The organism is Methylobacterium organophilum (assembly GCF_022533465.1).
Classification (GTDB): Bacteria; Pseudomonadota; Alphaproteobacteria; order Rhizobiales; family Beijerinckiaceae; genus Methylobacterium; species Methylobacterium organophilum.
Genome location: NZ_CP092848.1, coordinates 3,876,776 through 3,902,954, shown reverse-complemented (window position 1 = coordinate 3,902,954; position 26,179 = coordinate 3,876,776). Strand labels below are relative to the sequence as shown.

General features: G+C 71.7%; 24 protein-coding genes and 1 tRNA gene. 11 read left to right on the top strand and 14 right to left on the bottom strand.

Annotation, left to right across the window (positions count from 1 at the left end):
* The first annotated feature begins 71 nt into the window (after nt 1-71).
* Nucleotides 72-290, top strand: coding sequence for a hypothetical protein (locus tag MMB17_RS18385; RefSeq protein ID WP_241099819.1), 219 nt, complete (start codon nt 72-74; stop codon nt 288-290).
* On the opposite strand, the gene MMB17_RS18380 is transcribed toward MMB17_RS18385, so the two are convergent.
* The 9 genes from MMB17_RS18380 to MMB17_RS18340 form a co-directional block, all read right to left on the bottom strand.
* The gene (locus MMB17_RS18380; protein ID WP_241099818.1) at nt 254-1,588 is read right to left on the bottom strand and encodes a site-specific integrase; all 1,335 of its coding nucleotides are present in this window, start codon (nt 1,586-1,588) and stop codon (nt 254-256) included. The genes MMB17_RS18385 and MMB17_RS18380 overlap by 37 nt on opposite strands.
* A gap of 114 nt (nt 1,589-1,702) precedes the next feature.
* A tRNA-Ser gene (locus tag MMB17_RS18375) sits at nt 1,703-1,792 on the bottom strand.
* A gap of 129 nt (nt 1,793-1,921) precedes the next feature.
* The gene (gene tatC / locus MMB17_RS18370; protein WP_241099817.1) at nt 1,922-2,722 is read right to left on the bottom strand and encodes a twin-arginine translocase subunit TatC; all 801 of its coding nucleotides are present in this window, start codon (nt 2,720-2,722) and stop codon (nt 1,922-1,924) included.
* Nucleotides 2,719-3,189: a Sec-independent protein translocase protein TatB gene (gene tatB / locus MMB17_RS18365; protein WP_241099816.1), complete on the bottom strand. Its 471-nt coding sequence runs from the start codon at nt 3,187-3,189 to the stop codon at nt 2,719-2,721. Before tatB ends, tatC begins: the two co-directional genes overlap by 4 nt.
* 88 nt (nt 3,190-3,277) lie before the next feature.
* Complete coding sequence (locus tag MMB17_RS18360) at nt 3,278-3,562, bottom strand: twin-arginine translocase TatA/TatE family subunit (RefSeq protein ID WP_241099815.1); 285 nt, start codon at nt 3,560-3,562, stop codon at nt 3,278-3,280.
* A gap of 173 nt (nt 3,563-3,735) precedes the next feature.
* Nucleotides 3,736-4,743, bottom strand: a complete 1,008-nt coding sequence (nagZ, locus tag MMB17_RS18355) for a beta-N-acetylhexosaminidase (RefSeq protein ID WP_241099814.1) — start codon at nt 4,741-4,743, stop codon at nt 3,736-3,738.
* Between the two features lie 180 nt (nt 4,744-4,923).
* Nucleotides 4,924-6,330 (bottom strand): SPOR domain-containing protein, encoded by a 1,407-nt coding sequence (locus MMB17_RS18350; protein ID WP_241099813.1) that lies wholly within the window; start codon nt 6,328-6,330, stop codon nt 4,924-4,926.
* 25 nt (nt 6,331-6,355) lie between these two features.
* Nucleotides 6,356-8,113, bottom strand: a complete 1,758-nt coding sequence (gene argS / locus MMB17_RS18345) for an arginine--tRNA ligase (protein ID WP_241099812.1) — start codon at nt 8,111-8,113, stop codon at nt 6,356-6,358.
* Nucleotides 8,114-8,235: 122 nt separating this feature from the next.
* On the bottom strand, nt 8,236-9,528 hold the full coding sequence (locus tag MMB17_RS18340; protein WP_238311203.1) for a deoxyguanosinetriphosphate triphosphohydrolase: 1,293 nt from the start codon (nt 9,526-9,528) through the stop codon (nt 8,236-8,238).
* 123 nt (nt 9,529-9,651) lie between these two features.
* Between MMB17_RS18340 and MMB17_RS18335 the strand changes: the two genes are divergently transcribed.
* Together MMB17_RS18335 and MMB17_RS18330 are read left to right on the top strand one after the other, a co-directional pair.
* A complete protein-coding gene (locus tag MMB17_RS18335; RefSeq protein ID WP_238311202.1) occupies nt 9,652-9,978 on the top strand; it encodes a HesB/IscA family protein in 327 nt (108 codons plus the stop codon).
* Between the two features lie 116 nt (nt 9,979-10,094).
* The gene (locus MMB17_RS18330; RefSeq protein ID WP_241099811.1) at nt 10,095-12,032 is read left to right on the top strand and encodes a hypothetical protein; all 1,938 of its coding nucleotides are present in this window, start codon (nt 10,095-10,097) and stop codon (nt 12,030-12,032) included.
* A 46-nt stretch (nt 12,033-12,078) separates the two neighbouring features.
* Here MMB17_RS18330 and MMB17_RS18325 read toward each other — a convergent pair whose 3' ends face one another.
* The gene (locus tag MMB17_RS18325; RefSeq protein WP_238311200.1) at nt 12,079-12,366 is read right to left on the bottom strand and encodes a hypothetical protein; all 288 of its coding nucleotides are present in this window, start codon (nt 12,364-12,366) and stop codon (nt 12,079-12,081) included.
* Between the two features lie 154 nt (nt 12,367-12,520).
* On the opposite strand from MMB17_RS18325, the gene MMB17_RS18320 reads away from it, so the two are divergent.
* Complete coding sequence (locus tag MMB17_RS18320) at nt 12,521-13,483, top strand: lytic transglycosylase domain-containing protein (protein WP_420847285.1); 963 nt, start codon at nt 12,521-12,523, stop codon at nt 13,481-13,483.
* Nucleotides 13,484-13,546: 63 nt separating this feature from the next.
* Nucleotides 13,547-14,452: an alpha/beta hydrolase gene (locus tag MMB17_RS18315; protein ID WP_241099810.1), complete on the top strand. Its 906-nt coding sequence runs from the start codon at nt 13,547-13,549 to the stop codon at nt 14,450-14,452.
* Nucleotides 14,453-14,498: 46 nt separating this feature from the next.
* Here MMB17_RS18315 and MMB17_RS18310 read toward each other — a convergent pair whose 3' ends face one another.
* The 4 genes from MMB17_RS18310 to sfnG form a co-directional block, all read right to left on the bottom strand.
* On the bottom strand, nt 14,499-16,196 hold the full coding sequence (locus MMB17_RS18310; protein WP_241099809.1) for a methyl-accepting chemotaxis protein: 1,698 nt from the start codon (nt 16,194-16,196) through the stop codon (nt 14,499-14,501).
* A 193-nt stretch (nt 16,197-16,389) separates the two neighbouring features.
* A complete protein-coding gene (locus MMB17_RS18305) occupies nt 16,390-17,526 on the bottom strand; it encodes an endo-1,4-beta-xylanase (protein WP_241099808.1) in 1,137 nt (378 codons plus the stop codon).
* Between the two features lie 158 nt (nt 17,527-17,684).
* The gene (locus MMB17_RS18300; protein ID WP_241099807.1) at nt 17,685-18,944 is read right to left on the bottom strand and encodes an SfnB family sulfur acquisition oxidoreductase; all 1,260 of its coding nucleotides are present in this window, start codon (nt 18,942-18,944) and stop codon (nt 17,685-17,687) included.
* 43 nt (nt 18,945-18,987) lie between these two features.
* The gene (sfnG, locus tag MMB17_RS18295; protein WP_241099806.1) at nt 18,988-20,103 is read right to left on the bottom strand and encodes a dimethylsulfone monooxygenase SfnG; all 1,116 of its coding nucleotides are present in this window, start codon (nt 20,101-20,103) and stop codon (nt 18,988-18,990) included.
* A 539-nt stretch (nt 20,104-20,642) separates the two neighbouring features.
* On the opposite strand from sfnG, the gene msuE reads away from it, so the two are divergent.
* From msuE to MMB17_RS18265, 6 genes are read left to right on the top strand one after another with little or no spacing between them, the layout of a single operon-like run.
* Complete coding sequence (gene msuE / locus MMB17_RS18290) at nt 20,643-21,236, top strand: FMN reductase (protein WP_238311194.1); 594 nt, start codon at nt 20,643-20,645, stop codon at nt 21,234-21,236.
* Nucleotides 21,233-22,207, top strand: coding sequence for an aliphatic sulfonate ABC transporter substrate-binding protein (locus tag MMB17_RS18285; protein ID WP_241099805.1), 975 nt, complete (start codon nt 21,233-21,235; stop codon nt 22,205-22,207). The genes msuE and MMB17_RS18285 overlap by 4 nt, the downstream gene beginning before the upstream one ends.
* Nucleotides 22,204-22,989, top strand: a complete 786-nt coding sequence (locus tag MMB17_RS18280; RefSeq protein ID WP_241099804.1) for an ABC transporter permease subunit — start codon at nt 22,204-22,206, stop codon at nt 22,987-22,989. Before MMB17_RS18285 ends, MMB17_RS18280 begins: the two co-directional genes overlap by 4 nt.
* 4 nt (nt 22,990-22,993) lie before the next feature.
* Nucleotides 22,994-23,863, top strand: a complete 870-nt coding sequence (locus tag MMB17_RS18275; RefSeq protein WP_241099803.1) for an ATP-binding cassette domain-containing protein — start codon at nt 22,994-22,996, stop codon at nt 23,861-23,863.
* Between the two features lie 17 nt (nt 23,864-23,880).
* Entirely contained in the window at nt 23,881-25,056 is a 1,176-nt protein-coding gene (gene ssuD, locus MMB17_RS18270) for an FMNH2-dependent alkanesulfonate monooxygenase (protein WP_238311190.1), read from the top strand.
* A 42-nt stretch (nt 25,057-25,098) separates the two neighbouring features.
* Nucleotides 25,099-26,082: a sulfonate ABC transporter substrate-binding protein gene (locus MMB17_RS18265; protein WP_238311189.1), complete on the top strand. Its 984-nt coding sequence runs from the start codon at nt 25,099-25,101 to the stop codon at nt 26,080-26,082.
* Nucleotides 26,083-26,179 lie beyond the last annotated feature (97 nt).

The following is a 26,179-nucleotide window of genomic DNA, read 5'->3' as shown; positions in this document are numbered from 1 at the left end:
TTAAGTGTAGGCGTGCTTCATGCCGCCAGTACGGTCGCGAAGCTGCTGCTCGACCCGCTTCAGGAAACGCCATGAGGGAAGAGGCGGTCACGCCCGAGCGGATTGAGCGGGCCCTCCGCTACCTCGCATATATCGTGGCGCGGGATGATGAGGGCGAGGTCTATGTGCCGATTCTCGACCGGCTGGAAGAGGAGCTGGCCGAGTGCCGCCGGCGAGAACTGCCGCGGGATCGCGCTCGGCGCCTTCTCGCCGCTCACACGGTCGAAGGCGGCTTGAGAGCGATCCGCTGAAGCCATTCAAGCTTCTGCGCGAGGCTCGGGCCGGTGCCGTAGCGCGGCCGGTGGTACTTGTGGCCCATCAGTGCCGCCGCGACTTTGTCGGGCGCTTCGACGGCCGTCAGGCGATCCTCGAAGGTGTGCCGGAACGAGTAGAGCGTCTGCCCTTGCTGGGGTAGAAGCTTGCGCCCGCTCATCATCTTGTTGACGAGTGCCGAGAGCGAGGCCGCCTTGTCGCGGTAGCGCGGGAACCCGTGAGGGCTCGCCTTCGCCGCCATCAGTGAGACCCCGACCAACGGGATATCGCGTTCTGACTGATCGGTCTTCATGCGCCGCCCGTCCGGCCGGACCTTCACGTGCGGTATCGCCGCGTCCAGGCAGATGGTCTCGGCGGTGAGGTTGCAGGCCTCCGAAAGCCGCAGCCCAGTTTCGACGAGCAGGTAGACGATGAGCCGGGCTTCATCGTTGAGCCCCTCCAGTGCGCCGGGCTCTAGGTGCCTGGCCTGGACAAAGGCTGGATCGAAAGCCACGCGCTGGCCTTTGCCGCCGCCCTTGATGCGCATCTCCGAAAAGACGGGCGCGAGTCCGAGCCGCCGGGCACGATCGATCGCGCGGAACATGGTGGCGAGGTGCCCAAAATCCTTGTTGGCCGTGTCGGGATCCATGTCCTCATCCAGGATCCGACCCTGCCACCAATCCCGGAAGTCGAGCGCGTTGTTGCGTGTGACCCGCGTAACCTCCAGGTCGCCGACCAGCGAGATGAAGTTCGCGACGGCCCGCTTCTTCGGGTTGGCCCATTTGCGCCTCTGGTTGGGGGAGAGGTCGTGCAATTCGGCCTTGGACAGCTTCTCGAATTCGGCGAACAGGTCCGAGACCATCAGCTTGGGCGGAGCCACGCCGCCGAGCGCTGCGGCCTCGGAAACCCTGTCCTCCGGTCCGGCCGTCTCCGCAAGCGCTTCAACACGCTTCAAGATCTCCGCCACGGGCAGACGTGCGACATCGGTGGCGCCGAGGTATTCGAAGCCTAGGCGGCGAGCCATGATCCGCGCTTGGTCGTAGCGGGCCTGGGCGTCCGCCTGCTTCCCACTGAGGCTGGCGCGCCAGAACGTCTCAAGCTCCTCGTTGATCTGATGCGCTGCGCGACGGGCCCGCACCTTGCGCGGGTCGTCGACCACCCGGATCTTGGTGGACTGTCGGATGACGCCGCGAGGATCGACCTCGACGAAAGCGGCAGGCACTCGCCGGGCATAGTGCCAGATGCCTTGTCGGGCGGTCAGGAAGTCGGGCTTCGGAGGTCGGCTGCTGTCGCCCAAGGAATCGGCCTGCGTTGGACGAAACGTTAGACGATATCGTCCCCCATAAGGGTACGACTTGTCAAGAAACCGACGCTAAGTCTCTGTGATTGCTTATGTCTGGAATTTAGGCGGTGGCGGAAGGGGTGGGATTCGAACCCACGGTGGAGTTGCCCCCACGGCGGTTTTCAAGACCGCTGCCTTAAACCACTCGGCCACCCTTCCCCGCCGCCGCCGGCCGGGCCGGGGGGCGGGATGCCTGTCTAGGATCGCCGCCGCGGCAGCGTCAACCTCGGCCGCCGGGGCGCCCGGCCGGAAAGCGGGGGAACGGCCGGCGGCGCGGGGCCGCGGCCGTCAGTCCTCCAGCCCCTCGGCCTTGCGCTGCGTCTTGCGGCGCTTCTCCATCTGGCTCACCGAGAACACCGAGGCCTCGTAGAGGAGCAGCATGGGGATCGCCAGCGAGAGCTGCGAGATCACGTCGGGCGGGGTCAGCACCGCCGCGGCCACGAAGACCAGCACGATGGCGTAACGGCGCTTCTCCCGCAGGAAGGCCGCGTCGATCACCCCGATCTGGCCGAGCAGCGTCAGGATCACCGGCATCTGGAAGGCGAGGCCGAAGGCGAAGATCAGGGTCATGATCAGCGAGAGATACTCGTCGACCTTGGGCAGGAGCGCGATCGTCGGCTCGCCCTCGACCCCCACCTGCTGCAGCGAGACCGAGAACTGGATCAGCAGCGGCATCGCCAGGAAGAACACCACCAGCGCGCCGAGCACGAAGAAGATCGGGGTCGCGATCAGGTAGGGCAGGAAGGCCCGGCGCTCGTTGCGGTAGAGGCCCGGCGCCACGAAGGCGTAGATCTGCGTGGCGATCACCGGGAAGGCCAGGAAGGCCGCCCCGAACACGCTGAGCTTGATGTTGGTGAAGACCTGCTCGAGGAAATGCGTCGCGATCAGCTTCGCGTTCTCGGCCCCCACCACGGCGACGTAGGGGTGCACGAGGATGTTGTAGATCTGCCTCGAGAAGAAGAAGCACCCGAAGAACATCAGCACGAAGGCGATCAGCGATTTGATCAGCCGCGCGCGCAGCTCGATCAGGTGATCGAGCAGGGGCGCGCGGGAGGCCTCGATCTCGGCCTCGTCCGCCTCGGAGATCATGGCGCCTCGCCTGCGGAATTCGGATCGGTCTTCGGGAGCTCGGTCACGACCGCGCCCGTCCAGGATTTCTTCGCGGCCGGCACGGGCTCGGCGGCCGGCTCCGGTGCGGCCGGGGCGGCCTCCTCCGGGCGGGGCACGTCGTAGCTGCCGGCGGCGGGGGCCTCGGCCTTGCCGCTCCGGCCCTCGACCGCGTTCTTGATCTCCGAGCGGATGGTCTCGACCGGGTTGAAGTTCGGCCGGTAGCTGTCGACGGAGCGCTTCACGCCCTCGACGTCGCGGCGGATCTCGTCGAGCTCGGCCTCGCGGATCGCCTCGTTGAACTGGCCCTGGAACTCCGCCGCCATGCGGCGCACCTTGGTCGTCACCTGGCCCAGCGTGCGCAGGGCCTTCGGCAGGTCCTTGGGCCCGATGACGATGAGGGCGACGCCGCCGATCAGCATCACCTCGCCCCAGCTCATGTCCAGCATCGCGTCGTCCGTCCCGCGGTCAGCGCCCCATCAGGACGGTCGCGGGCCTCCCGGGGAGGGACCCGCGAAAACGCCCGTCCGATGGGACTCAGACGGCCTTGCGCTCGCCGGCCGGCACGTGGGTCTGCGGCGGGACGCCCGGCGCGCCGCCCGGCCCCTCGCCCTGCGGCGGCAGGGTGCGGATCGGCTCGCCGCTGCTCGGCGGCGGCGCGGCGTTGCCCGCGCCCGGGGTCTCGTCGTCGGCCATGCCCTTCTTGAAGGCCTTGATGCCCTTGGCGACGTCGCCCATCAGCTCCGACACCTTGCCGCGGCCGAACAGCAGCATCACGATGACGGCGACGACGACCCAGTGCCAGATACTCATGCTGCCCATGGCAACCTCCTGCGCCGCGCGGAGAGCGACAACCTCTTGCGCGCGGCGGATGTCCGTTCTGCTCGGATGGCCGGGAACCTAGGGATCGCGCAAGGCGAACACAAGCAGGGCGCCCGCATGACCCGTGCGCGCTGTCGCCGCTCTGTCACAGGCGGCCCGCCCCGGAGGGCCGGTCACGCCGCGGCGGCGAGGCCTTCCTCGAAGCGGGCGCGGGCCTCGGCCAGGTCGAAGCCCTCGGGATCCGGCCGCAGCCGCGCCAGCGCCGCCGCGGCCCGGCGCAGGGCGTCGCCGGAGAGGAGCGGGGCGGCCTCGGCCACGGCGCGCATCTCGTCCATGGCGCCGTTGCAATGGAGCACGGCGTCGACGCCGGCGGCGAAGGAGGCCTCCGCCCGCTCCCGGAACGAGCCCCGGAGGGCGTTCATGGAGAGGTCGTCGGTCATCAGGAGGCCGTCGAAGCCGATCCGGCCGCGCACGATCTCGCGGATCACGGTCGGCGATTGCGTGGCCGGCCGCTCCGGGTCGAGGGCCGTGAACACGATATGCGCGCTCATGGCGAGGGGCATGTCGGCCAGGGCGACGAAGGGCCGGAAATCGCTGGCCTCCAGGCTGTCGCGGCTCGCCTCCACCACCGGCAGGGCGTGGTGGCTGTCGCAGGCGGCCCGGCCATGGCCGGGCATGTGCTTGATCACGGGCAGCACGCCGCCGTCCATCAGCCCCTCGGCCACCGCCCGGCCGATCGCGGCGACCACGTCGGGATGCGAGCCGTAGGCGCGGTCGCCGATGATGGCGTCCGAGCCCTCCACCGGCACGTCGAGGATCGGCGCGCAATCGACGGTGATGCCGACGGCGCGCAGGTCGTGGGCGATCAGCCGCGCGCCGAGCCGGGCCATCGCCGTGCCCGAGCCGTTGAGCCGCCCGAAGCGGCTGCCGGCGGGGTATTTCGGCCAGTGGGGCGGCCCCATGCGCTGCACCCGGCCGCCCTCCTGGTCGATCAGGATCGGCGCGTCCGCCCGGCCGACCGTGTCGCGCAGGGCGTCGGTGAGCGCCCTCACCTCCTCCGGCGTGCCGATGTTGCGCTTGAACAGGATGAAGCCCCAGGGCCGCACGTCGCGGAAGAAGGCGTCCTCCTCGGGCAGGAGGCGCGTCCCGGAGCAGCCGAGGATCAGGGCACGGGCGGTCATGGGTCTTGAATCTGGCTCGGGCTGGCTCGTCGGCAAACGAATCGGGTGAGAGTCAACGCGCGGGATCGGACACCGCCCCCGTCCCCGCGGCAAGCGCTCCGCGGGGACGGCGGCGCAGGCCGCCGGCGGGTGTGGCCGGGGAGAGTCAGGCGCGCGGGCGCCGCGTCGCCGGTGCGGCGGTCAGTTCTTGGCGACGAAGCACTGGCCGCCCGCGCCCTGGAGCTGGCTGCACAGGCTGGTGGCCGCCGCCTTCTCCAGCGGCCCGACGCGGACGCGGAAGATCGTCTTGCCGTTCACCTCGGCCTGGCGGATCAGCTCGGGCTTGCCGGCGAGCTGGCTGTACTTGGCCTGCATCTGGCGGAAGGCGGCCTGGGCCTCGGCGGCGCTGTTGCGCACGCCGAGCTGCACCGAGAAGCCGCTGACCGGGCCGCTGGTCACCTCCGCCGCGGGGGCGGCGGCCGGCTCCGCCATGGAGGCGGTGGTCTCCGGGGCGACGGCGGCGACGCGCTGCGGGGCGGGCTTGGCCTTCACCGGGGCCGGGGCGGGCACCGGGGTCGCGGGCGCATGCGCCTCGGCGGCCTGGGTCGGGGCGGGGGCCGGCGTCGCGGTCGCCTGGGTCGCGGGCTGGTTGCGCAGGGGCGGGCGCCGGGCGGCCGGGGTGGCGGTGCCCTCGTCGTCGGGCAGCACCATCGTCGGGATCGGCGAGGGGCCGGCATTGGCGCTCTCGGCGGCCGCGTCCCGCTGCGGGGCCGGCGGCGGCGTGTCGGGCTTCACCGAGACGGTGCGCACCCGGCGCGGCTCGCCCAGCGACTCCGTGAGGAGGCCGGTCTGGGGCGGGGTCGAGGCCCCGGTGCCCCCCGGGGCGCTCGCCTCCTTGCTCTGGGCGGCGCGGGCCGCGGCGGCCACGTCGAGGGGCTGCTCCTCGCGGTTGACGATCTTGATCTGGCCGTCCTTGGCGTTGCGCTCGTAGATCTGCTTGTTCTGGTCGGGGATCTCGACGCCGTCCGCATTGGTCGGGGCGACCTTCAGGGGCGTCTTGTCGGCGAGCACGGTGACCGGGCCGCTCTGGCCGCCGCCATGGAAGGCGCGCCAGCCGAGGGCCCCGGTGACGCAGAGGGCGAGCACGCCGAGGCCGGCTCCGACCTGGACCATGCGCGAGCCCCTGGGCCGGCGCCCGGCGGGGGCGGCGTGGCCGGCGTCGGTCTCCTCGAAGGCGGCCGGATCGTGCGGCTCGTCCGCGGGGGCGGGGGCATGGGCGGCCGGATGGCCGTAGGCGCTCTGCTCGACGGAGGCGAGGTACTGGTCGAAGGCATCGGCCGGCGAGGGCTCGGCCCGGGGGGCGGGCGCGTCCTCGAAGCGCGGCTCCGTCCGCTCCCGCGCGGGAGCGCCGCCGCGCGTCTCGAGGAGGGCGCGGAAGGGATCGTCCTGGCCGACGATCCGCGCGAGCTCGGCGAGGGGATCGGACTTGGCCGCCTGCGGCGCGGGCGCCTTGGGAGGGGCGCCCGGATGTTCGTTCCGAGAGGTTTGACGCAGCTCACGCTCGAAGGCGTCGAAATCGATCGGCGCGCGCGCAGCGGTCGTCGTCATGGTTCATCCTCTCAAAGCCGGCGCCTCACCGCATCTCTTCGGGCGCGGTGACACCGAGGACCGAAAGGCCGGAGGCGAGCACGCCTCCCAGGGCCTCGACGAGGGCCAAGCGGGCCCGGGTGGACTTTCGGTCGGTTGGATTAACAATCCGTAATTGCGGCAAGTCTTTGCCCTTGTTCCAGAAACTATGCAGCGAACTTGCCAGTTCGTAGAGGTAGAACGCGATTCGGTGCGGCTCGTGCGCCACGGCAGCCGATTCGAGCACCCGGGGATACTGGGCGATCAGCCGCATCATCTCGACCTCGCCGGGATCGGTGAGCACGGACAGGTCGGCATCGCCCAGGAGGGCCTCGCGGGAAAAGTCCTCGTCCGGCAGGGCCTCCCGGGCCTGGCGCATCACCGAGAAGCGCCGGGCATGCCCGTACTGCACGTAGAAGACGGGGTTGTCCTTCGATTGCTCCACCACCTTGGCGAGGTCGAAATCGAGGGTCGCGTCGTTCTTGCGGTAGAGCATCATGAAGCGGATCGCGTCGCGCCCGACCTCGTCGATCACGTCCCGCAGCGTCACGAACTCGCCCGCCCGCTTGGACATCTTCACCGGCTCGCCCGCGCGCAACAGCCGCACCAGCTGGCACAGCTTCACGTCGAGGCTGGCCCGGCCGTCGCTGACCGCCTTCACCGCCGCCTGCATGCGCTTGACGTAGCCGCCATGGTCGGCGCCGAGCACGTCGATGAGCTCGTCGGCCCCGCGCAGCCACTTGTCCCGGTGATAGGCGATGTCGGAGGCGAAGTAGGTGTAGGAGCCGTCGGACTTCAGGAGCGGCCGGTCCACGTCGTCGCCGAAATCGGTGGAGCGGAACAGGGTCTGCTCCCGGTCCTCCCAATCCTCGGGCAGCTGGCCCTTGGGCGGGGGTAGCCGGCCTTCGTAGACGAGGCCCTTCTCCCGCAGGGCGCCGAGCAGCTCCGCGACCTTGCCGCCATTCTCGCCCTGGAGGGTGGCTTCCGAGAAGAACACGTCGTGGCGGATGCCGATCGCGGCGAGATCGGCCCGGATCGTGTCCATCATCGCGTCGATGGCGAAGCGGCGCACCAGCGGCAGCCACTCCGCCTCCGGCGTGTCGAGGAGGGCGCGGCCATGGAGCTCGGCGAGCTTTTCGCCGACCGGCTTCAGGTAGTCGCCGGGATAGAGCCCCTCGGGGATGGCGACGGCCTCGCCCAGGGCCTCGCGGTAGCGCAGATAGGCGGAGCGGGCGAGCACGTCGACCTGCGCCCCGGCATCGTTGATGTAGTACTCGCGGGTCACGTCGCGGCCCGCGGCGGCGAGCAGGTTGGCCAGCGCGTCGCCGAACACCGCGCCGCGCCCGTGGCCGACATGCATCGGCCCGGTCGGGTTGGCGGAGACGTATTCGATATTGACCCTGCCGCCGGGGAGCTTGGCCTTGCCGAAGGCCTCGCCCTCGGTGAGCGCCGCCCGGACCACGTCGTGGAACACGCCGGGGGCGAGGCGCAGGTTGATGAAGCCGGGGCCTGCCACGCTCGCCTCGGTGACGCGCACGTCCCCGCGCAGCTCCGCCGCCAGCGCCTCGCCCAGCGCCTTCGGATTGGCCTTGGCCTCCTTGGCCAGAACCAGGGCGGCGTTGGTGGCGAGATCGCCGTGGGACGGGTCGCGCGGCGGCTCCACCACGACGCGGGACAGGTCGAGCCCCGGGGGCAGCGTGCCGGAACGGGTGAGCGATTCGAGCGCCTCGCGCACGCGGGCCTCGAAGAGGGCGAAGATGTTCATCGATTGCGTCCGTGGCGCGGCCCCGCTGGCCCGGAGCCGCCGTGTCAGGGCGGCCCATAGCAACGGGGCGGGATGGTGTCACGAAAGCCGCGCGATTCTCTCCCGTCGCGGCCGGGGCGGTCTCACGGTTCGGCCAGCGGCAGGCCGCGATGGGCCGGGCGCCAGAGCAGGTCCGGCGTCTCGGCGAAGAGGGCGCGGTGGGCGAGCGCGGCATAGGTGTCGGTCATGCCGGCGATGTAGTCGGCGATGCGCCGGGCGATCCGGCCCTCCTCGGCGCCGGCGAGTCCCGCGCACCATTCCGCTGGCATCCGGGTCGGGTCGGCCCGGAAGGCCGAGAACAGGTCGACCACGATCCGCTGCGCCTTCTCCCGCACCGCCACCACCTCCGGGTGGCGGTACATCCGCGCGAACAGGAAGCGCTTGATGTCGGCATCCGCCGCCGCGATCCCGGCGGAGAAGGCGACGACCGGCGCGCCGGCGGCCCGGATCGCCTCGACGTCCCGGGGCTTGAGCGCGGCGAGCCGGCGCTCGCTCTCGCCGATCACGTCCTCGACGAAGCGGGTGATCACCCGGCGGGCCAGCTCGTGCACCCGCCGCGAGGTCTCGAGCCCGGGATGGGCGGCGGCGATCTCGTCGAGGAGACCCTTCAGGAACGGCACCTCGGCGAGGTCCTCGAGCTCGAACAGGCCGGCGCGCAGGCCGTCGTCGAGGTCGTGGCTGTCATAGGCGATGTCGTCGGCGAGCGCCGCCGCCTGGGCCTCCGGCCCGGCGAAGCGGGACAGCTCCAGGTCGTTGAGGGCGTTGTATTCGAGGATCGCCGCCGGGATGCCCTGGGCGTGGCGGGGCGTCGGATGCCCGTCCGGGGTGAGGAGGGGGCCGTTGTGCTTCACCAGCCCTTCCAGGGTCTCCCAGGTCAGGTTCAGCCCGTCGAAGCCGGCATAGCGCCGCTCCAGCCGGGTGACGATGCGCAGGGCCTGGGCGTTGTGGTCGAAGCCGCCGAAGCCCGCCATGCAGGCGTCCAGCGCGTCCTCGCCGGTATGCCCGAAGCAGGTATGGCCGAGGTCGTGGCTCAGGGCGAGGGCCTCGGCCAGGTCCTCGTCGAGGCCGAGCGCCCGCGCCAGCGCCCGGGCGATCTGGCTCACCTCCAGGGTGTGGGTGAGCCGGGTGCGGTAATGGTCGCCCTCGTGGTGCACGAAGACCTGGGTCTTGTGCTTCAGGCGCCGGAAGGCGGTGGAATGCACGATCCGGTCGCGGTCGCGCTGGAAGTCGCTGCGCGTGGGCGAGGACGGCTCGGCGATGAGCCGCCCGCGCGTCCGCGCCGGGTTTGTGGCGTAGGGGGCCCGCCAGCGCTCGCCGTTCTGCCGCACGTCTCGTCCCCTCGCTCTGCGCCGGCCCCGGCCCTGCGCGGCCGGCATCGCCCACCCGCGTTGCGGCGCAACGGGGGCGCGCATATCTTGAGAGCTAGGGCGGGGGAAGGGATCGCGCGAGGCGCGGCCGCCCTCCCTGTCCCCGGCTTGCCAAAAAAATCGAGCGTGACGATGTCCGAGATCACCCTCACCGCCCGCGCCGCCCGGCGCATCAACGAGATCATGGGGGCGGAGCCGCCCGGCGCCTCCTTGCGCATCTCCGTCAATGGCGGCGGCTGCTCGGGCTTCTCCTACGCCTTCGACATCGAGCGGGTGCGCACGGAGGAGGACATCGTGATCGAGCGCGACGGGGCCACCGTGCTCGTCGATCCGGTCTCCCTGGAATACATGGGCGGCGCCACCATCGATTTCGTGAACGACCTGATCGGCCAGTCCTTCAAGATCGAGAATCCGCAGGCGACCTCCTCCTGTGGTTGCGGCACCTCGTTCTCCCTCTGAGTCGCCGCCCCGGTGACGCTCGGGCCGCCCGCCCGATTGCGCGGCGCGGCGAAGTGCGGCACGGATGGCGCCTGCGAGCCAACCGCGACAGACAGCGCATTTTTCGGACCTGCCCCATGATCCCGTCGACGACACGTCCCGGCCTCTTCCGGCGGGCGGCGCTGGCATCGGTCTGCGTCCTGGCGCTGCAGGCGGGGCTGGCGCTGTCCGCCGCGCCGGCGCGGGCGCAGGAGGCGGCCACCGCCGTCCAGGACGTCGAGATCGGCCCCCTCGGCTTCGTCTTCGGCGACACCACGGTGAGCGCCGAGAAGGTGACGGTGAGCGGCACCCGCCTCTCGAAGGACGACCTGCTCGCGATCCTGCGCAGCGACTCCAAGGAGCCCTGGACCGCCCGGCTGCGGCGGCTCGATGCCGGCAGCCTGACCATCCCCGCCCTGCGCACGGAGCGCAGCGTCGGCGGCCGGCGCCAGTCGGTGATCTACAAGGACGTCTGGGCCAAGGGCGTGCATGGCGGCCGCATCGCCGAGCTGACGGCCTCCGGCGCCACCCTGGCGATCGAGGGCGGCGGCGAGGGGGAGACCAAGGTCCCCGGCGGCACCGGCAGCTACGGCAAGATCCGGGCGGAGGAGGTCGACCTCACCGCCCTGTCCCGGCTCTATGCCGAGGCCGGGGACGGCAAGGGCCCCTGGCTGAAGGCCTATGCCGGCTTCTCCGTCGACGACGTCGCCTTCACCGACGACCGCGGCACCGTGGTGCGCGTCGCCCACACCGCCGGGCGCGACCTCGCCGGCCGGCAGATCCCGGCGACCTGGGGCGCGGCGCTCGGGGCCCTCACCGCCCCCGATCTCGCCGAGGCCGATGCCGCCCGCCGCGGCAAGGTGGCCGGCATGTCCGCCGATCTCGCCGAGGCGGTCTCCGTCGGCAGCGTCGAGGCCACGGGCTTCTCGGTGCACGAGACCAAGGGCGAGGCGCCGATCGACATCGCCGCCGAGCGCCTCGCCTACGCGGCGGAGGGCGCGGAGGCCGGCACCAGCCTCTCGGGCCTCACCTTCGCCAGCGGCGCCACGCGGGGCAGCCTCGCCAAGCTCTCCCTGTCGGGCTTCTCCCTGGCGCCGACCATCGCCGCCCTCCGCCGCATCGCCAGCGATTCCGCGCAGGCGCCGAAATCCGGCGCGGGCGGCGAGGCCAAGGAGGTGCAGAAGGGGGCCGAGGCCGCCGAGGCGTCCGAGGCTGATCTGCGCCGCCTCACCCCGATGCTCGGCACCCTGACCCTCACGAGCCTCGCCCTGGAGGTCCCGGCCGAGGAGGCGCCCGCGGCCTCTGCCGCCGCCGATCCCCTGACCCGGGGCCGCGAGCTGGCGCAGAAGAAGCCGGCCGAGCCCCTGCGGATCGGCCTGCGCGGGGGCACCCTGAGCTTCGGCCCGCCCAAGGACGGGGTGCCCGCCGAGAGCCGGATCGCCCTCACCGGCCTGACCCTGCCGGCCTCCGCCGTGTCCGGCGTGCCGGGGCTCGGCTCGCTCGGCTTCTACGGCTATCGCGACCTCGACCTCGATCTTGGCGCGGACACCGCCTGGGACGAGCCGAGCAAGGAGCTGAAGCTCAGCGGCGTCACCCTCTCCGGCAAGGATATGGGCCGCCTGCGCATCGACGCGACCCTGGGCGGCATCGGGCCGGAGGTGTTCGACCCCGACGCCGCGGTCTCCGGCTTCGCCATGCTCTCGGCCACCGCCAAGGCCCTCGACCTGACCCTGGAGAATGGCGGCCTGTTCGACCGCTTCATCACCGCCCAGGCCAAGCATCTGAGCCTCAAGCCGGACGAGCTGCGCAAGGAATACGTCACCGCCAGCGTGATCGGCGTGCCGGTGATCCTCGGCAATTCCGCCGCCGCCAAGGCGATCGGCGCGGCCATGGGCAAGTTCGTGACCAAGCCCGGCACGCTCTCGATCAGCGCCAAGGCCAAGAACGGCGCCGGGCTCGGCGTGGTCGATTTCAGCACCGCCCCCACCCCCGCCGCCGTGCTCGACAAGCTCGAGGTGAATGCCAAGGCGGAGTGAGCCCCGCCCTCCGCCCCGTCCTCGCGCGGCGGAGCCGACCCCTCCCCTACAGCATCGGCACCGCGCCGGTGCTCTCGAATTCCGCCACCTCGCCGACGAGGTCGGTCACCGAGATGCCGAGGCTGCGGCCGTTCTTGAGGCGCAGGGTCGAATCGGGGGTGAGCCAGATCGGGCGCAGGGCCGCGTGCGAGCCGGTGAGCTTGCCATGGGCGACGATGACCCCGTCGCGCCGCTCGATCACCACCGTGTAGCGGACCCGGACCGGCTCGACCGCCTCGGCCGAGACGTGGCCGCTCCCACGCAGCGTCTGCAGGACTTCGTTGGGCTCGTACATCGCGGGGACGCGCTCGGGGCGGAACGGGGAACGGCGGTCTGGTGAAACGGGAAAGACCGGCAAGTGTTTTGCCGTTTATTCCCGAACAACGCTACCCCCGATCCGCCGCCGCCGCGCCATGGATTCCCCCCTCCCCGCGCCCTAGGTTCAGGCCGTGCGCCTCCTCCCTCTCCAAGCCCCCGCGGCCCGCGCCGTCCTGTCCGCGGGATTCCTCGTCCTGGCCGCGGCGCCGGCCCGGGCCGAGGCCCAGACCGAGACCGTCGAGCAGGCGCTGTGCCGCCTGATCGAGACCTCGGCCCGGACGCAGAGGCTGCCGGTCCCCTTCCTGACCCGCCTGATCTGGCGCGAGAGCAGCTTCCGCGTCGGCGTGGTGAGCCCCGCCGGGGCGCAGGGCGTCGCCCAGTTCATGCCGGGCACCGCCCGGGAGCGCGGGCTGACCGACCCCTTCGACCCGGAGCAGGCGATCCCGCACGCGGCGCATTTCCTGGCCGACCTGCGCCGCCAGTTCGGCAATCTCGGCCTCGCCGCCGCGGCCTATAATGGCGGCCCGGCCCGGGTCTCCGCCTGGCTCGCGGGGAGCGGCGGCCTGCCCGCCGAGACCCGCGCCTACGTGATCGCCATCACCGGCCGCCCGGCGGAGGATTGGCGCCCCGCCGCCACGGTCGAGATGCCGGAGGGGCCGCCCAAGGATGCGCCCGCGGCGCCGAAGGCGCAGGAGGCCGGCAAGGAGGGGACCGAGGAAGCGGCGAAGGGGGAAGGAAAGGCGGATGGGCCCGAGGCCCAGAGCTGCCTCCAGGTCACCGCGGCCCTGCGCATCCCCGCCCGCGGCGACCGCTTCGCCCTCGCCATCGAGGGCGGCCCGGCCGCCCCCTGGGGCGTCCAGCTCGCCGGCAACTTCTCCAAGTCCCTGGCGCTGGCGAGCTTCTCCCGCGCCCGCAGCCTTTACGCGAGCGTGATCGGCGAGGCCCGGCCGATGATCATCGGCACGCGCCTGCGCTTCCGCGGCACCCGCACCTTCTACCGGGTGCGCCTGCCCGCGGAGACGCGGAAGGCCGCCGACGCGCTCTGCGCCCGCATCCGCGGCGTCGGCGGCGCCTGCATCGTCCTGAGAACCTGAACGCCGCCATCAATCCGCCCCGGATCACGTGCGAAGCGTGGGCTCAGGCCAATCGGAAGATGTATGCTCAAAGCTCTCGCCGCCCTCGCGTCCCTGGCCTGCCTCGTCGCGACCACCCTCGGTCTCGGGGGCTGCTCGCCCCTCGCGCTGTTCGACGCCCTCGGTCCCCGTGACGCGGGCGGGCGGCTGGCGCGGCAGAACGCGGCCTATGGCGAGGATCCGCGCCAGCGCCTCGACGTGTTCGTGCCGGTCGCCGGCCCGCGTCACGCGCCGGTGCTGGTGTTCTTCTACGGCGGCTCCTGGAAGAGCGGCAGCAAGGACGATTACGCCTTCGCGGCCCAGGCGCTCGCGGCCCAGGGCTTCGTCACCGTGGTGCCGGATTACCGGCTCTACCCCAAGGCGCGCTTCCCCGATTTCCTCGACGACGGCGCCGCGGCGGTGGCCTGGGTGCACGACAACATCGCCGATTACGGCGGCGACCCGAAGCGCATCGTGCTCGCCGGCCATTCGGCGGGGGCCTACAACGCGGTGATGCTCGGGCTCGACCCACGCTACCTGCGCCGGGCCGGGGTCGACCCGCGGGTGATCCGCGCGGTGGCCGGCCTCTCGGGGCCCTACGACTTCCTGCCCTTCGACCACAAGACGTCGATCGACGTGTTCGGCGCGGCGGAGGATCCGGCGCAGACCCAGCCCGTGACCTTCGCCGGCCCCCATTCGCCGCCGGCCTTCCTCGCCAGTGGCGACGGGGACACCGTCGTGCGGCCGCGCAACACGCAGAGCCTCGCCGGGCGCCTGCGCGCCGCCCGCGTTCCGGTGCAGGAGCGCCTCTATGCCGGCCTCGACCATGCCGACACGCTCCTCGCCCTCTCGGTCACCTTCCGCTCGAAGGCCCCCGCGCTCGCCGAGATGACCGCCTTCCTGCATCAGCACGCCACCGAGCGGCGGATGACGACGGTCAATATCCGCTGACGACGGGCCGGAGGATCCGGCCCGTCGCGCTTCGTTTTGCCGGGGATCAGGCCGCGCGCACGCTCGCCAGGAAATGCGCCACCTCGGCGTTGAGGTGCTCGGACTGGCGCGAGAGCTCGGAGGCCGAGGACAGCACCTGGCTCGCCGCCGCGCCGGTCTCCTCGGCGGCGCCCGCCACTCCCGTGATGTTGTGCGTCACCTCGCCGGTGCCGGTGGCGGCCTGGGCGACGTTGCGCACGATCTCCTGGGTGGCCGCGCCCTGTTCCTCGACGGCGGCGGCGATCGAGGTCGCCACCTGGCTGATCTCGCGGATCCGCGTGGCGATCCCGCCGATCGCGTCCACCGCCTGATCGGTCACGCCCTGGATCTGTGCGATCTGGCCGGAGATCTCCTCGGTCGCCCGGGCGGTCTGGCTGGCGAGCTCCTTGACCTCGGCGGCGACCACCGCGAAGCCGCGCCCCGCCTCGCCGGCCCGGGCCGCCTCGATGGTGGCGTTGAGAGCGAGCAGGTTGGTCTGGCCGGCGATGGTCGAGATCAGGCTGACCACGTCGCCGATGCGGGCGGCGGCCTGGCTCAGCTCGTGCACGAGCTGCGCGGTCTGGTCGGCCTCGCCCACGGCGACCTGGGCGAGATCGGCGGAGCCGGAGACCTGGCGTCCGATCTCCTGGACCGACGAGCCGAGCTCCTCCGCCGCGGCGGCGACGGTGCCGACATTGGAGGCGGCCTCCTCCGCCGCCGCGGCGACGGTGTTGGACTGGCTGGCGGTCTCGGTGGCGGTCGCGGTCATGGTCTGGGCGGTCGCCTGCAGCTCGGTCGCCGCGGAGGAGACCAGCCCGACGATTCCGCCGACCGTGGTCTCGAAGCGATTGGCCAATTCCATCATGGCGCGCCGGCGCTCGCTGGCGGCGGCCTCGTCGGCGATGCGCCGGATCTCGGCCTGCTCCGCCGCCTTCTGGGCGACCATGGCCCGGATGCCCGCCACGGCCCGCCCGATCGCACCGATCTCGTCGCCGCGGGTCGCTTCCGTGATCTCGGCATCGGTGTCGCCCTCGGCCATGCGCCGGAGCACGGATACGAGGTTGCCCATCGGCCGCGTGATGCCGAACACGGCGACGAGGATGGCGGCGAGGGTGCCGAGGAACAGGCCGAGGGCGCTGAAGCCGATCAGGCTGTGGCGCGTGGCGTTGGTCTGATCGGTGAGATCGTCCGAGCCCTTCTCCATGTAGCGCTGGATCTCCGTCCCGAGGTCGCGCGTGCCGGCGACCAGCGTCTCGAAGATCGGGTCGATGCGCGCATGGGTCAGGTCGAGGGCCTCGGCGCCGTGCTGGCCGGGCAGAAGGGCGATCCGGAGCGCCTCCTGGGCGACCTTGGTGAAGTCCTCGATCAGGGCGGCCTGCCGGTCCGTCCGCTCCGCGAAGCTCGGCGCCTGCTCGCGCAACTCGGCCAGCGCCTTGCGGATCTGCGGGAGCGCGTCCGCGAAGGCGGCACTCGCCTTCTCCATCCGGGGCCGCTCGGTCTCCGCGATGGTGCGGTACAGACTGTAGTTGAGCTCGAAGACCATGCGATTGAGGCGGCGCGCGGTCGCGACCGCCCGGGCCTCGCGGACGATGAAGACGCTGTAGGCGTCGTCGATCTTCGTCATCTGCGCCTGCGCGTACCAGACGCAGCCGCCGACCACGATTCCAATCATCCCGATGACGGCGAGAAGCTTGGAAAGGATATTGATACGGGCGAGAAAATGCATGCCTGCGCCTCTGGAAGTTGCACTCCTTGTCGTTATTGAGCATTCCTTAAATTTTCATAATTCGCATTTTGTGCAGTCGATGACATTCGACGCATGAATGTTGCGGCTTCGTGCCGCGTTGCTTGTCTACACGTAATGGAATCACGATCGCGTGATGCATCTTATGGTTGTGATCCGCGTCGCTCCGGGGCGGTCAGTCTCGCCGCAGGCGCGCCCGGGTCTCCCGGTGGTCCGGCGCGCCTTCGAAGGCCCGGCGCATCGCCTGCCAGAGGGGCGTGCGGCGGTACTGGGCGTCGAGGGGGAGCGCGCGCTGCGCCAGGCCGTCCGGCCTTTTGCGCTGCGGGCTGTGGTTGAGCCAGGTGCCGGCATTCGTGATGTCCCAGCTCACCACGTTCAGCACGGCGGCTTCGTCGAGCACGACGTCGAGGAAGGCGCGGGCGCGATCGGCCACGCCCCGGTCGCGCGCCGCGATCTCCGCGGGGAAGGCGCGGTCGTCGACGTCGAACTCGGTGATCTCGATGGCGAGCCCCCGCCCCGCGATCTCCCGCAGGAAGGCGCGCAAGGCCTTCGCGTCCAGGGGAATGGTGCTGTCGAGATGGCCCTGCATCCCGAAGCGGCGCACCGGCACGCCGCGCTTGAGGAGCCCGTCCAGGGTCGTCAGCACGAGGGCGCGGCGCCGGTCGATCCAGTCCGCACCGAGCTCGCAATCGTCCTCGTTCCACACGCCGACCGCCTTGGGGTCGGTGTCGCGCAGCATGCCGAAGGCGAGGTCGATGTAGGCGGGGCCGAGGGCGGCGAGCCAGGGCGTGTGGCGCAGCCCGTCCGCCCGGCCCTCCTGCGGCGCCAGGATCTCGTTGACCACGTCCCAGGCCTCGATCCGGCCGCGGTAGCGGTGGGCCATGCCGTCGATCCAGCGGCGCAGGAATGCCTCCGCCTCCCGGGCGGTGCCGATGCGCGGCAGCACCCAGTCGGGAGTGGCCCGGTGCCAGACGAGGCAATGCCCGCGCATCCCCTGGCCGTTGGCGGCCGCGAAGCGCAGGGTCTCGTCGCCGCCCTGGAACGTGACCCGGCCCGGATCGGGCAGGACATGCTCCATCTTCATCGCGTTCTCGGCCGTCACGATCCCGCATTCGCGGGCGATGGCCGCGCCGTAGGCCGGGTCCCGGCGCAGGGGCGTGATGTTCACCGCGCTGCCATAGGCCAGCCCCTTCCGCGCGGCGGCCGCCTGCAGGCTGTCGGCGCTCCAGGAGGCGGCCTGCGCCCGGGCGAGGGGCAGCGCAGCGGTGGCGGCGAGGCCCGCCAGCGTCCGGCGGCGTGTCGGCGGGATCATGCGGGGGCCTGGCGCGGGCGCCGCGCGCGGGCGGCTCTGGGGCGAAGGATAGGGCGGCGCCGTCGCCCGTCCCTCCCCGGAGGTTACCGAACCCGCACGCGAAAAGGCCGCCGGACGGTGTCTCCGGCGGCCTTTCCGTCCCCGTGTCCGGGCGGCGCTCAGCTCCAGGCGTGATAGGGCGGGTTCACCCCGTTCAGCGCGTGGTTGCCGACGATCGCATATTTCCAGCGCACGGGATCGTGCAGGGTATGGGTGCGGGCGTTGCGCCAGTGCCGGTCGAGATTGTGCTCGGCCAGGGTCGAGCGGGTGCCGGCGAGCTCGAACAGCCTGTTGGCCGCCTCGATCGCCACCTCGGTGGTGAGCACCTTCGATTCCGCAACCGCGAGCTGGGCCGCGGCCACGCTCGCCTCGTCGGGGGCGGCCACCGCCGCGTCGATGGCGAGGCCGGCCCGGTCGAGCAGGGCCTCGGCCGCGTGCAGGCGGATGGTGAGGTCGCCGATCGCCTGGATCGTGTAGGGGTCGTCCGAGGCCCGCTCCTGCCCGCTGTCGATCCAGGGCCGGGCCTTCTCGCGCACGAAGGCGATGGTGTCGTCGAGGGCCGCCCGGGCGATGCCGGCATCCACCGCCGCCTGGATGATCTGGAAGATCGCCCCGTCCGAGCGCGGCTTCTCGTAGCCCTTCCAGGCCGGCACGAGATGGGTCTTCTCCACCCGCACGTCGTCGATGATCACCGTGCCGCTCGCCGTGCCGCGCTGGCCGAAGGCGGACCAGTCGTCGATCACGGTCAGGCCCGGGGCGTCGCGCTCGGCGATGGCGTACCAGGCCCGGCCCTGCTCATCGAGGGCGACGATCGGCACGAGATGGGCGAGCAGGGCGCCGGTCGCGTAGAACTTGCGGCCCCGCACGATCACGTGGTCGCCGTGATCGGTGAAGCGGGTGTCGAAATCCGCCGCCCGCTTCGTGCCCTTCTCGGAGAAGGCGTTGCCGAAGCGGGTGCCGCGCAGGACCTCGCCGAACAGCAGGGCTTGCTGATCGGGATCGGAGACGGTGCGGATCGCCGCGACGATGCCGAGATGGTTCTGCGCGATCTGCCCGATGGAGGGATCGGCCGCCGAGATGATCGCGATGACCTGGGCGAGGGTCCGGTAGGACACCTCCGGCCCGCCGAAGGCCCTGGGCACGTTGATCGACCAGAGGCCGCTCTGGGAGAAGGCGTCGAGTTCCGCCAGCGGGCGCCGGCTGTCGCGGTCGCGCAAGGAGGCGTCCTGGCGGAACTGGGCGGCGAGCTCGTGCGCGACGCGGATCGCCTCCGCGTCGTCGCGGATGACGTGGGCGGGCCTGTCCGGACGGACCGGGCCCGGCACGCCCTGGGGCTTGTGGCCGGCCTCGATCGTGCTGGGATTCACGGCGATGTTCATGGGCGGGTCTCCGGAGAAATGAGGGGGGCGTGAGGGCGGCGGCTCAGGCCGCCTCGGCCCGGCGCTCGCGGGCGGCCTCCAGGGCGCGCACCCGCGGGATCACATGCTCGCCGAAATAGGCGACCTCCTCCTGGAAATGCAGGAAGGCGAGCAGGGCGAGGTCGACGCCGGCATCCTTCAGCGCCACGATGCGCTCGGCGATCTGGTCGGGCGTGCCGATCAGGTTGGTCTTGAAGCCGTCATTGTACTGGACGAGGTCGTCGAAGCTGGACTTCGCCCAGTTCCCCTCCCCCTCGGGCGAGGCCTTGCCGGCATTCTTCACCTCGTGGCCGAAGGCCTTCACCGCCTCCGGGTCGGCCTGGTCGAGGATCTCCTGGAGGACGGCGCGGGCCTCCGCCTCGGTGTCGCGGGCGATGACGAAGGCGTTGACGCCGATGCGGGGATGGTTGCCGCTCTCGGCCGCCTTGGCGCGGATGTCGTCGACCTGCGCCTTGATCGCGTCCGGCGTGTTGCCGTTGGTGAAGTACCAGTCGGAGACGCGGGCCGCCATGTCGCGCGCCGCCCGCGAGGAGCCGCCCTGGAAGATCTCCGGCAGCGGCTCGGCCGGCTTCGGCTTCAGCGTGTAGTTCGTGTAGCGGTAGAAATCGCCGCGGAAGCTGAAATCGTCCTGCGTCCAGATCCCGCGCAGGGACCGGATGAACTCCTCCGAGCGGCGGTAGCGCTCGTCGTGGTCGAGCCAGGGCTCGCCGATCGCCCGGAACTCGCCCGAGAACCAGCCCGAGACGATGTTGACGGCGATGCGGCCGCCCGTGAGCTGCGAGATCGTGGCGATCTGCTTGGCGGCCAGCGTCGGGTTCCAGGGGCCGGGCAAGATCGCGGCGATGACCTTGAGCCGGCTCGTGGCCGCGAGCAGGGCGTGGCTGAAGGCCACCGATTCGTGCTGGTACTCGGCGCCGTAGCCGGCGGTGAAACGGATCTGCGTCAGCGCGTAGTCGAACCCGGCCTCCTCCGCGATCTGGGCGAGGCGGCGGTTGTAGTCCGCGTCCCAGCTCGTGCGCTGGGGAATCTTGCTGATGACGAGGCCGCCGGAGACGTTCGGCACCCAATAGGCGAAACGGATCGGCTCCTGGCCGTTCTGCGGTTGCGGATGGGAGCTCATGGCAGCCTCTGACGCTAGCCCGGTCCGGCATAGGCCGGCCGATCTCGGGCGGTGGATGACATTCTGAAGCAGAAGTTCGCCAGCCGCCTCGCGGCATGCGGGGCTGGGACTGTCTTTCCAGATGCAGCCAAGCATCCGGCAAGATGCTTGCGACGTCAAAGGAAGCAAAAAGCTTTTTGTGACCAGTCTAGATGAGTTCGTTCCGCTTGTGGTGCGCTTCGGAGAAGATGCTTCGCGAGGGCGAGCGGTTGCTGCGCCGCACTCTGCCGTTCGTCAAAAAGAACGATCGGCATCGGGATCGGGCGCCGAGACGTCTTTTGGCCCCTCGTCTGCGCTGAAAAGCGAAGAATTCTCCATTATCACCCCTGGGCCGAGACGATCATCTCCGAAGCCCCGTCCCTTTAAAAGAACGTTTCATTGACCGTGGGGCCGGTCGCGAGCACGTTTGTCGAAAGCGTTTTTCGCCGCGCGGCAGGGGGACGGGAAGGGGTTGGCCCGTCCCGGCCGGTTGCGCGGTTTCGGCCACGGAAGAGCCTCGCATGTCACGTCAGAGAATCGTCGGCTTCAGCGCGAACCTGCAGCGTCCCTCCAAGACCCGCGCCCTCGTCGAGGCGGTGGCCGCGGAGACGGCGGCGCGCATCCCGGTCGAGATCCGCCTCTACGACGTGGTCGATGCCGGCAACGGCCTCGGCTCCGCCTGGAGCCGCGAGCAGCTGCCCCTGCCCGCCCGGCACATCCTCGACGAGATCGAGGAGGCCGATGCGCTGATCGTCGGCTCGCCGGTCTACAAGGGCGCCTATACTGGGCTGTTCAAGCACCTGTTCGATTTCGTCGATCCGGCGGCCCTCGCCAACAAGCCCGTGGCGATCGTGGCCACCGGCGGCGGCCATCGCCACGCCCTCGTGGTCGAGCATGCCTTCCGCCCGCTCTTCGGCTTCTTCAACGCCCTCGCGGTCCCCACCGCCGTCTACGGCTCGGATGCCGATTTCGAGAACGGGGCTCTGGTCAATCCGGGGGTGCGCGCCCGGGTCGAGGATGCCGCCGCCCAGCTCTCGGGCCTCCTCACCCGCGGCCTGCTGCCCGGCCTCCGCCCGGCCCAGACCGCGGCCGCCGTGGCCGGGGCGGCCCGATGAGCCTCGGCCGGCGCGGTTTCCTGGCCGGGGCCCTGGCGGCGGGGCTGCCCCTCGGCGCGGCCTCTCCCGCCCGGGCCGGCGAGGAGAAGGTCTTCCGGATCGGCTACCAGAAGAACGGCATCCTCGTCGTCGCCAAGCAGCGCGGCTCGGTCGAGGAGCGGCTCGCCCGCCTCGGCTGGAGCGTGCGCTGGACCGAGTTCTCCTTCGGGCCGCCGCTCCTGGAGGCGGCCAATGTGGGCGGCATCGATTTCGGCCAGACCGGCGACGCCCCCCCGATCTTCGCGCAGGGGGCGGGCGCCGACATCGTCTACGCCGCCGCCCAGGAGGCGGGCGGCTCGGGGGCGGCGATCCTGCTGCCGAAGGGCTCCGAGATCCGCTCCCTGGCGGAGCTGAAGGGCAAGCGCGTCGCCTTCGCCAAGGGCTCGAGCGCCCACAACTTTACCATCGCCGCCCTCGAGAAGGCGGGGCTGACCTATCGCGACATCGAGCCGGTGACGCTGGCCCCGGCCGACGCGGCCGCGGCCTTCGCCCGGGGCAGCGTCGAGGCCTGGACGATCTGGGACCCCTATTTCGCCGTGGCCGAGGCCGGGGAGGGCGTGCGCGTGCTGACGCTCGCCACCGACGTGGCGCGGCCGAACAACTTCTTCCTGGCCCATGCCGGCTTCGCCCGCCGCCAGGGCGTCGTGCTCGCCGAGGCGATCGAGGCGCTGGCCGGCGTCGCCCGCTGGTGCGAGGCCCATCGCGACGAGGTCGCCGCCCTGCTCTCCAAGGGCACCGGCGTGCCGCTCGCCGCGACCCGGCGCGCCGTCGACCGCACCGACTACGTCATCGGGCCGATGAGCCCGGCGGCGGTCGCCGAGCAGCAGCGCATCGCCGACCGCTTCCACGCCCTCGGGCTGATCCCGAAGCCGATCCGCGTCGCCGACGCGGTCTGGCCGGCGCCCGCCCGCACCGGACGAGACCCGTCATGAGCCGCTCCACCCCCCTGAACCGCCTCGCCGGCCGGGCCGTGCCCTGGCTCCTGCCCATCATCATCCTCGTCGGCTGGCAGGCGGCGGTGTCCTCGGGCCTCGTCTCCAACCGCTTCATGCCGGCGCCCCTCGACGTGGCCCGGGCCGGCTGGAGCGCGGCGCGCACCGGCGAGCTCTGGACCAATCTCTGGATCAGCTTCCTGCGGGCGGCCGGCGGCTTCCTGATCGGCGGCGGCATCGGCTTCGCCCTGGGGCTCGCCAACGGCCTGTCCAAGGGCTCGGAGCGGCTCACCGACACCACCGTGCAGATGGTGCGCAACGTGCCCCACCTCTCCCTGATCCCGCTGGTGATCCTGTGGTTCGGCATCGGCGAGGAGGCCAAGCTCTTCCTGGTGGCCTTGGGCGTGTTCTTCCCGATCTACGCCAACACCCTGCACGGCATCCGCTCGGTCGACCCGCAGCTCGTCGAGATGGGCCGCGTCTACGGCATGTCCCGGGCCGAGCTGTTCCGCCGGGTCGTGCTCCCCGGGGCACTGCCCTCGATCTTCGTCGGCCTGCGCTACGCCCTCGGCATCATGTGGCTGACGCTGATCGTCGCCGAGACGATCTCCGCCTCCTCCGGCCTCGGCTACATGGCGATGCAGGCGCGCGAGTTCATGCTCGTCGACGTCGTGGTGCTGGCGATCCTGATCTACGCCGCCCTGGGCAAGATCGCCGATGCCCTGACCCGGCAGCTCGAGCGGATCTGCCTGTCCTGGAACCCCGCCTACCGCACGGTCTGACGCCATGCTGCTCGATATCCTGCGGTCCGAGGCCGACACCCCTCCGCGGGCGGCCCATCCCGCCCCGGTCCCCCCCTCCCCCGTCGCCCCGGCGCCGTCTCCCGCCCCGGCCGCCCCGGCCCGGAACGAAACCGGCATCGGCCTGACGCTGCGGGGCCTGCGCAAGAGCTTCGAGGGCCATGCGGTCATCGAGGGGCTCGACCTGCACGTGCCGGCCGGGCAGTTCGTCGCCGTGGTGGGGCGCTCCGGCTGCGGCAAGAGCACCCTGCTGCGCCTGATCCTCGGGCTCGAGACCCCGAGCGGCGGCCGGCTCGACTTCGAGGAGCCCGGCACCGCTCCGGGGCGGGGCCGGCGCCTCAAGCGCATCATGTTCCAGGAGCCGCGGCTACTGCCCTGGTCCCGGGTCGTCGACAACGTCGCGGTCGGCCTCGGGCAGGGGGGCTCGGGCAAGGAGCGGCGCGCGCGGGCGCACGCCGCGCTGGCCGAGGTCGGCCTCGCCGAGAAGGCGGGGCAATGGCCCGCCACCCTCTCCGGCGGCCAGCGCCAGCGCGTGGCCCTGGCCCGCGCCCTGGTGAGCCGCCCGGGCCTCCTCGCCCTCGACGAGCCGCTGGGCGCCCTGGACGCCCTGACCCGCATCGGCATGCAGGACCTGATCGAGCGGATCTGGCGCGCCCAGGGTTTCACGGCCCTGCTCGTGACCCACGATGTCGGCGAGGCGGTGGCCCTCGCCGACCGCATCCTCGTCCTCGACCAGGGCCGCGTCGCCCTCGACCTCAAGGTCGACGTGCCCCGGCCCCGCCGGCGCGGCGACCCCGACCTCGCGGCCCTCGAAGGCCGCATCCTCGAACATCTGCTCGGCGATCACGCCGCCTGAGCGAGACGGAGACCGACATGACCGCTTCTCAAGACGGGCGCACCGACGTCCTCTGGTTCCTGCCCACCCATGGCGACGGCCGCTATCTCGGCGCCTCGGACGGCGCCCGCGACGTCTCGCTGAACTACCTGCGCCAGATCGCCCAGGCCTCGGACGATCTCGGCTATTACGGCGTGCTCCTGCCCACGGGCCGTTCCTGCGAGGATTCCTGGGTGGTGGCCTCGGCGCTGGCGCCGCTGACGAAGCGCCTGCGCTTCCTCGTGGCCGTGCGCCCGGGCCTGCAGGAGCCCTCCGCCGCCGCCCGCATGGCCGCCACCCTCGACCGGATCTCGGACGGCCGCCTCCTCATCAACGTCGTCACCGGCGGCGATCCCGTCGAGCTCCGGGGCGACGGCGTCTTCCTCGACCATGACGAGCGCTACGTCGTCACCGACGAGTTCCTCCACATCTGGCGCGGGCTGATGGCCGGGGAGACGGTGCGCTTCGAGGGCAAGCATCTGCGCGCCGAGAACGGCCGGGTGATCTTCCGCCCGGTCCAGGCCCCCTACCCGCCCCTCTATTTCGGCGGCTCCTCGCCCGCCGGCATCGAGGTCGCGGCCGACCATTGCGACGTCTATCTCACCTGGGGCGAGCCCCCGGCCGGCGTCGCCGAGAAGATCGCCAAGGCGCGCGAGGCCGCCGATCGCCGCGGCAAGACCTTCTCCTACGGCATCCGCCTGCACGTGATCGTGCGCGAGACGGAGGCCGAGGCCTGGGAGGCGGCGGAGCGCCTGATCTCCCGCCTCGACGACGAGACCATCGCCCAGGCCCAGGCGACCCTGAAGCGCCAGGATTCCATCGGCCAGAGCCGGATGATGGCGCTGCATGGCGGCCGCCGCGACAAGCTCGTCGTCTCCCCCAATCTCTGGGCCGGCGTCGGGCTGGTGCGCGGCGGGGCGGGCACGGCGCTGGTGGGCTCGGCCGATCAGGTCGCCGACCGGATGAAGGAGTACATCGATCTCGGCATCGACCGCTTCATCCTCTCCGGCTACCCGCATCTGGAGGAGGCCTACCGCTTCGCCGAGCTCGTCTTCCCGAAGCTCCCCCTGCGCGCCACCACCGGCAACCCGCCGAGCACGGCCCGCAACAACGGCCCCTTCGGCGAGGTCATCGCCAACGACATCGTGCCCGGCCGCCGCATCGCCGCCCATTGAGGGCGGCGTCTCTTCCTGCCTTTCCAGACCGAGGATGTCCCGATGCCGGCCGTCGCCCGCGCCCTGTCCCGGCCCGATCTCCCCCGCCGCTGGCGCCTGCTCGCGCTCCTCGCGCTCCTCCTGTTCCTGCCGCTCGCGGCACGGGGGCAGGAGGCACAGGACAAGGTGGTCCGGGTCGGCTACCAGAAATACGGCACCCTGGTGCTGCTCAAGGGCAAGGGGCTGCTGGAGAGGACGCTCAAGCCCCTCGGCTACCGGGTGGAATGGGCGGAGTTCCCCTCCGGGCCGCCCCTCCTGGAGGCGCTGAACGCGGGGGCGATCGATTTCGGCTCGGCCGGCGAGGCCCCGCCGATCTTCGCCCAGGCGGCGAGCCCGCGGCTCGTCTACGTGGCGAACGAGCCGCCGGCTCCGCAGGGCGAGGCGATCCTCGTGGCCAAGGACAGCCCGATCCGGACGCTGGCCGACCTAAAGGGCAAGACCATCGCCTTCAACAAGGGCTCGAACGTACATTACCTCGTGGTGCGGGCCCTGGAGCAGGCGGGCGTGCCCTACGAGGCGGTGAAGACCGCCTTCCTCGCCCCCGCCGATGCGGGGGCCGCCTTCAGCCGTGGCGCCGTCGACGCCTGGGCGATCTGGGATCCCTATCTCGCCTCCGGGGAGCGCAGCACCGGGGCGCGCACCCTGGCCTCCGCGGAGGGCCTGGCCCCGAACCGGCAATTCTACCTGTCGCGCCGCGAATTCGCCGATGCCAACCGCAAGGCGATCGACGCGCTGCTCCAGGCGATCGGCGAGATCGACGCCTGGGCCAAGGTCAATACCGACGCCGTCGCCGCCGAGCTCGCCCCCTCCGTCGGCATCCCGGCGCCGATCCTCACCGTCGCCCTCAAGCGCCTGTCCTACGGCGTGCAGCCGCTCGACGCGCAGACCGTGGCCGATCAGCAGCGCGTCGCCGATGCCTTCCACCGCCTCGGCCTGCTGCCCAAGCCCCTGACCGTCGCCGACGCGGTGTGGAAGCCCGGCAGCTGAGGACGCCGCCCTCACCGTGACCCGCCCGCAACGCTTCCACGGCGTCGGGCGGCTCGACCCGTGATACCCTGGAACCCTTTCCGGGGCGCGGCGCTCT

Coding starts and splice junctions, on each gene's coding strand:
- MMB17_RS18265 (WP_238311189.1), top strand. CDS start 25,099: ATGCCGGCCGTCGCCCGCGCCCTGTCCCGGCCCGATCTCCCCCGCCGC.
- MMB17_RS18325 (WP_238311200.1), bottom strand. CDS start 12,366: ATGTACGAGCCCAACGAAGTCCTGCAGACGCTGCGTGGGAGCGGCCAC.
- MMB17_RS18385 (WP_241099819.1), top strand. CDS start 72: ATGAGGGAAGAGGCGGTCACGCCCGAGCGGATTGAGCGGGCCCTCCGC.
- MMB17_RS18280 (WP_241099804.1), top strand. CDS start 22,204: ATGAGCCGCTCCACCCCCCTGAACCGCCTCGCCGGCCGGGCCGTGCCC.
- MMB17_RS18285 (WP_241099805.1), top strand. CDS start 21,233: ATGAGCCTCGGCCGGCGCGGTTTCCTGGCCGGGGCCCTGGCGGCGGGG.
- MMB17_RS18315 (WP_241099810.1), top strand. CDS start 13,547: ATGCTCAAAGCTCTCGCCGCCCTCGCGTCCCTGGCCTGCCTCGTCGCG.
- MMB17_RS18310 (WP_241099809.1), bottom strand. CDS start 16,196: ATGCATTTTCTCGCCCGTATCAATATCCTTTCCAAGCTTCTCGCCGTC.
- tatB (WP_241099816.1), bottom strand. CDS start 3,189: ATGCTGGACATGAGCTGGGGCGAGGTGATGCTGATCGGCGGCGTCGCC.
- MMB17_RS18330 (WP_241099811.1), top strand. CDS start 10,095: ATGATCCCGTCGACGACACGTCCCGGCCTCTTCCGGCGGGCGGCGCTG.
- MMB17_RS18340 (WP_238311203.1), bottom strand. CDS start 9,528: ATGCCGGCCGCGCAGGGCCGGGGCCGGCGCAGAGCGAGGGGACGAGAC.
- MMB17_RS18305 (WP_241099808.1), bottom strand. CDS start 17,526: ATGATCCCGCCGACACGCCGCCGGACGCTGGCGGGCCTCGCCGCCACC.
- sfnG (WP_241099806.1), bottom strand. CDS start 20,103: ATGAGCTCCCATCCGCAACCGCAGAACGGCCAGGAGCCGATCCGTTTC.
- MMB17_RS18360 (WP_241099815.1), bottom strand. CDS start 3,562: ATGGGCAGCATGAGTATCTGGCACTGGGTCGTCGTCGCCGTCATCGTG.
- ssuD (WP_238311190.1), top strand. CDS start 23,881: ATGACCGCTTCTCAAGACGGGCGCACCGACGTCCTCTGGTTCCTGCCC.
- MMB17_RS18275 (WP_241099803.1), top strand. CDS start 22,994: ATGCTGCTCGATATCCTGCGGTCCGAGGCCGACACCCCTCCGCGGGCG.
- MMB17_RS18300 (WP_241099807.1), bottom strand. CDS start 18,944: ATGAACATCGCCGTGAATCCCAGCACGATCGAGGCCGGCCACAAGCCC.
- MMB17_RS18335 (WP_238311202.1), top strand. CDS start 9,652: ATGTCCGAGATCACCCTCACCGCCCGCGCCGCCCGGCGCATCAACGAG.
- msuE (WP_238311194.1), top strand. CDS start 20,643: ATGTCACGTCAGAGAATCGTCGGCTTCAGCGCGAACCTGCAGCGTCCC.
- argS (WP_241099812.1), bottom strand. CDS start 8,113: ATGAACATCTTCGCCCTCTTCGAGGCCCGCGTGCGCGAGGCGCTCGAA.
- nagZ (WP_241099814.1), bottom strand. CDS start 4,743: ATGACCGCCCGTGCCCTGATCCTCGGCTGCTCCGGGACGCGCCTCCTG.
- MMB17_RS18350 (WP_241099813.1), bottom strand. CDS start 6,330: ATGACGACGACCGCTGCGCGCGCGCCGATCGATTTCGACGCCTTCGAG.
- tatC (WP_241099817.1), bottom strand. CDS start 2,722: ATGATCTCCGAGGCGGACGAGGCCGAGATCGAGGCCTCCCGCGCGCCC.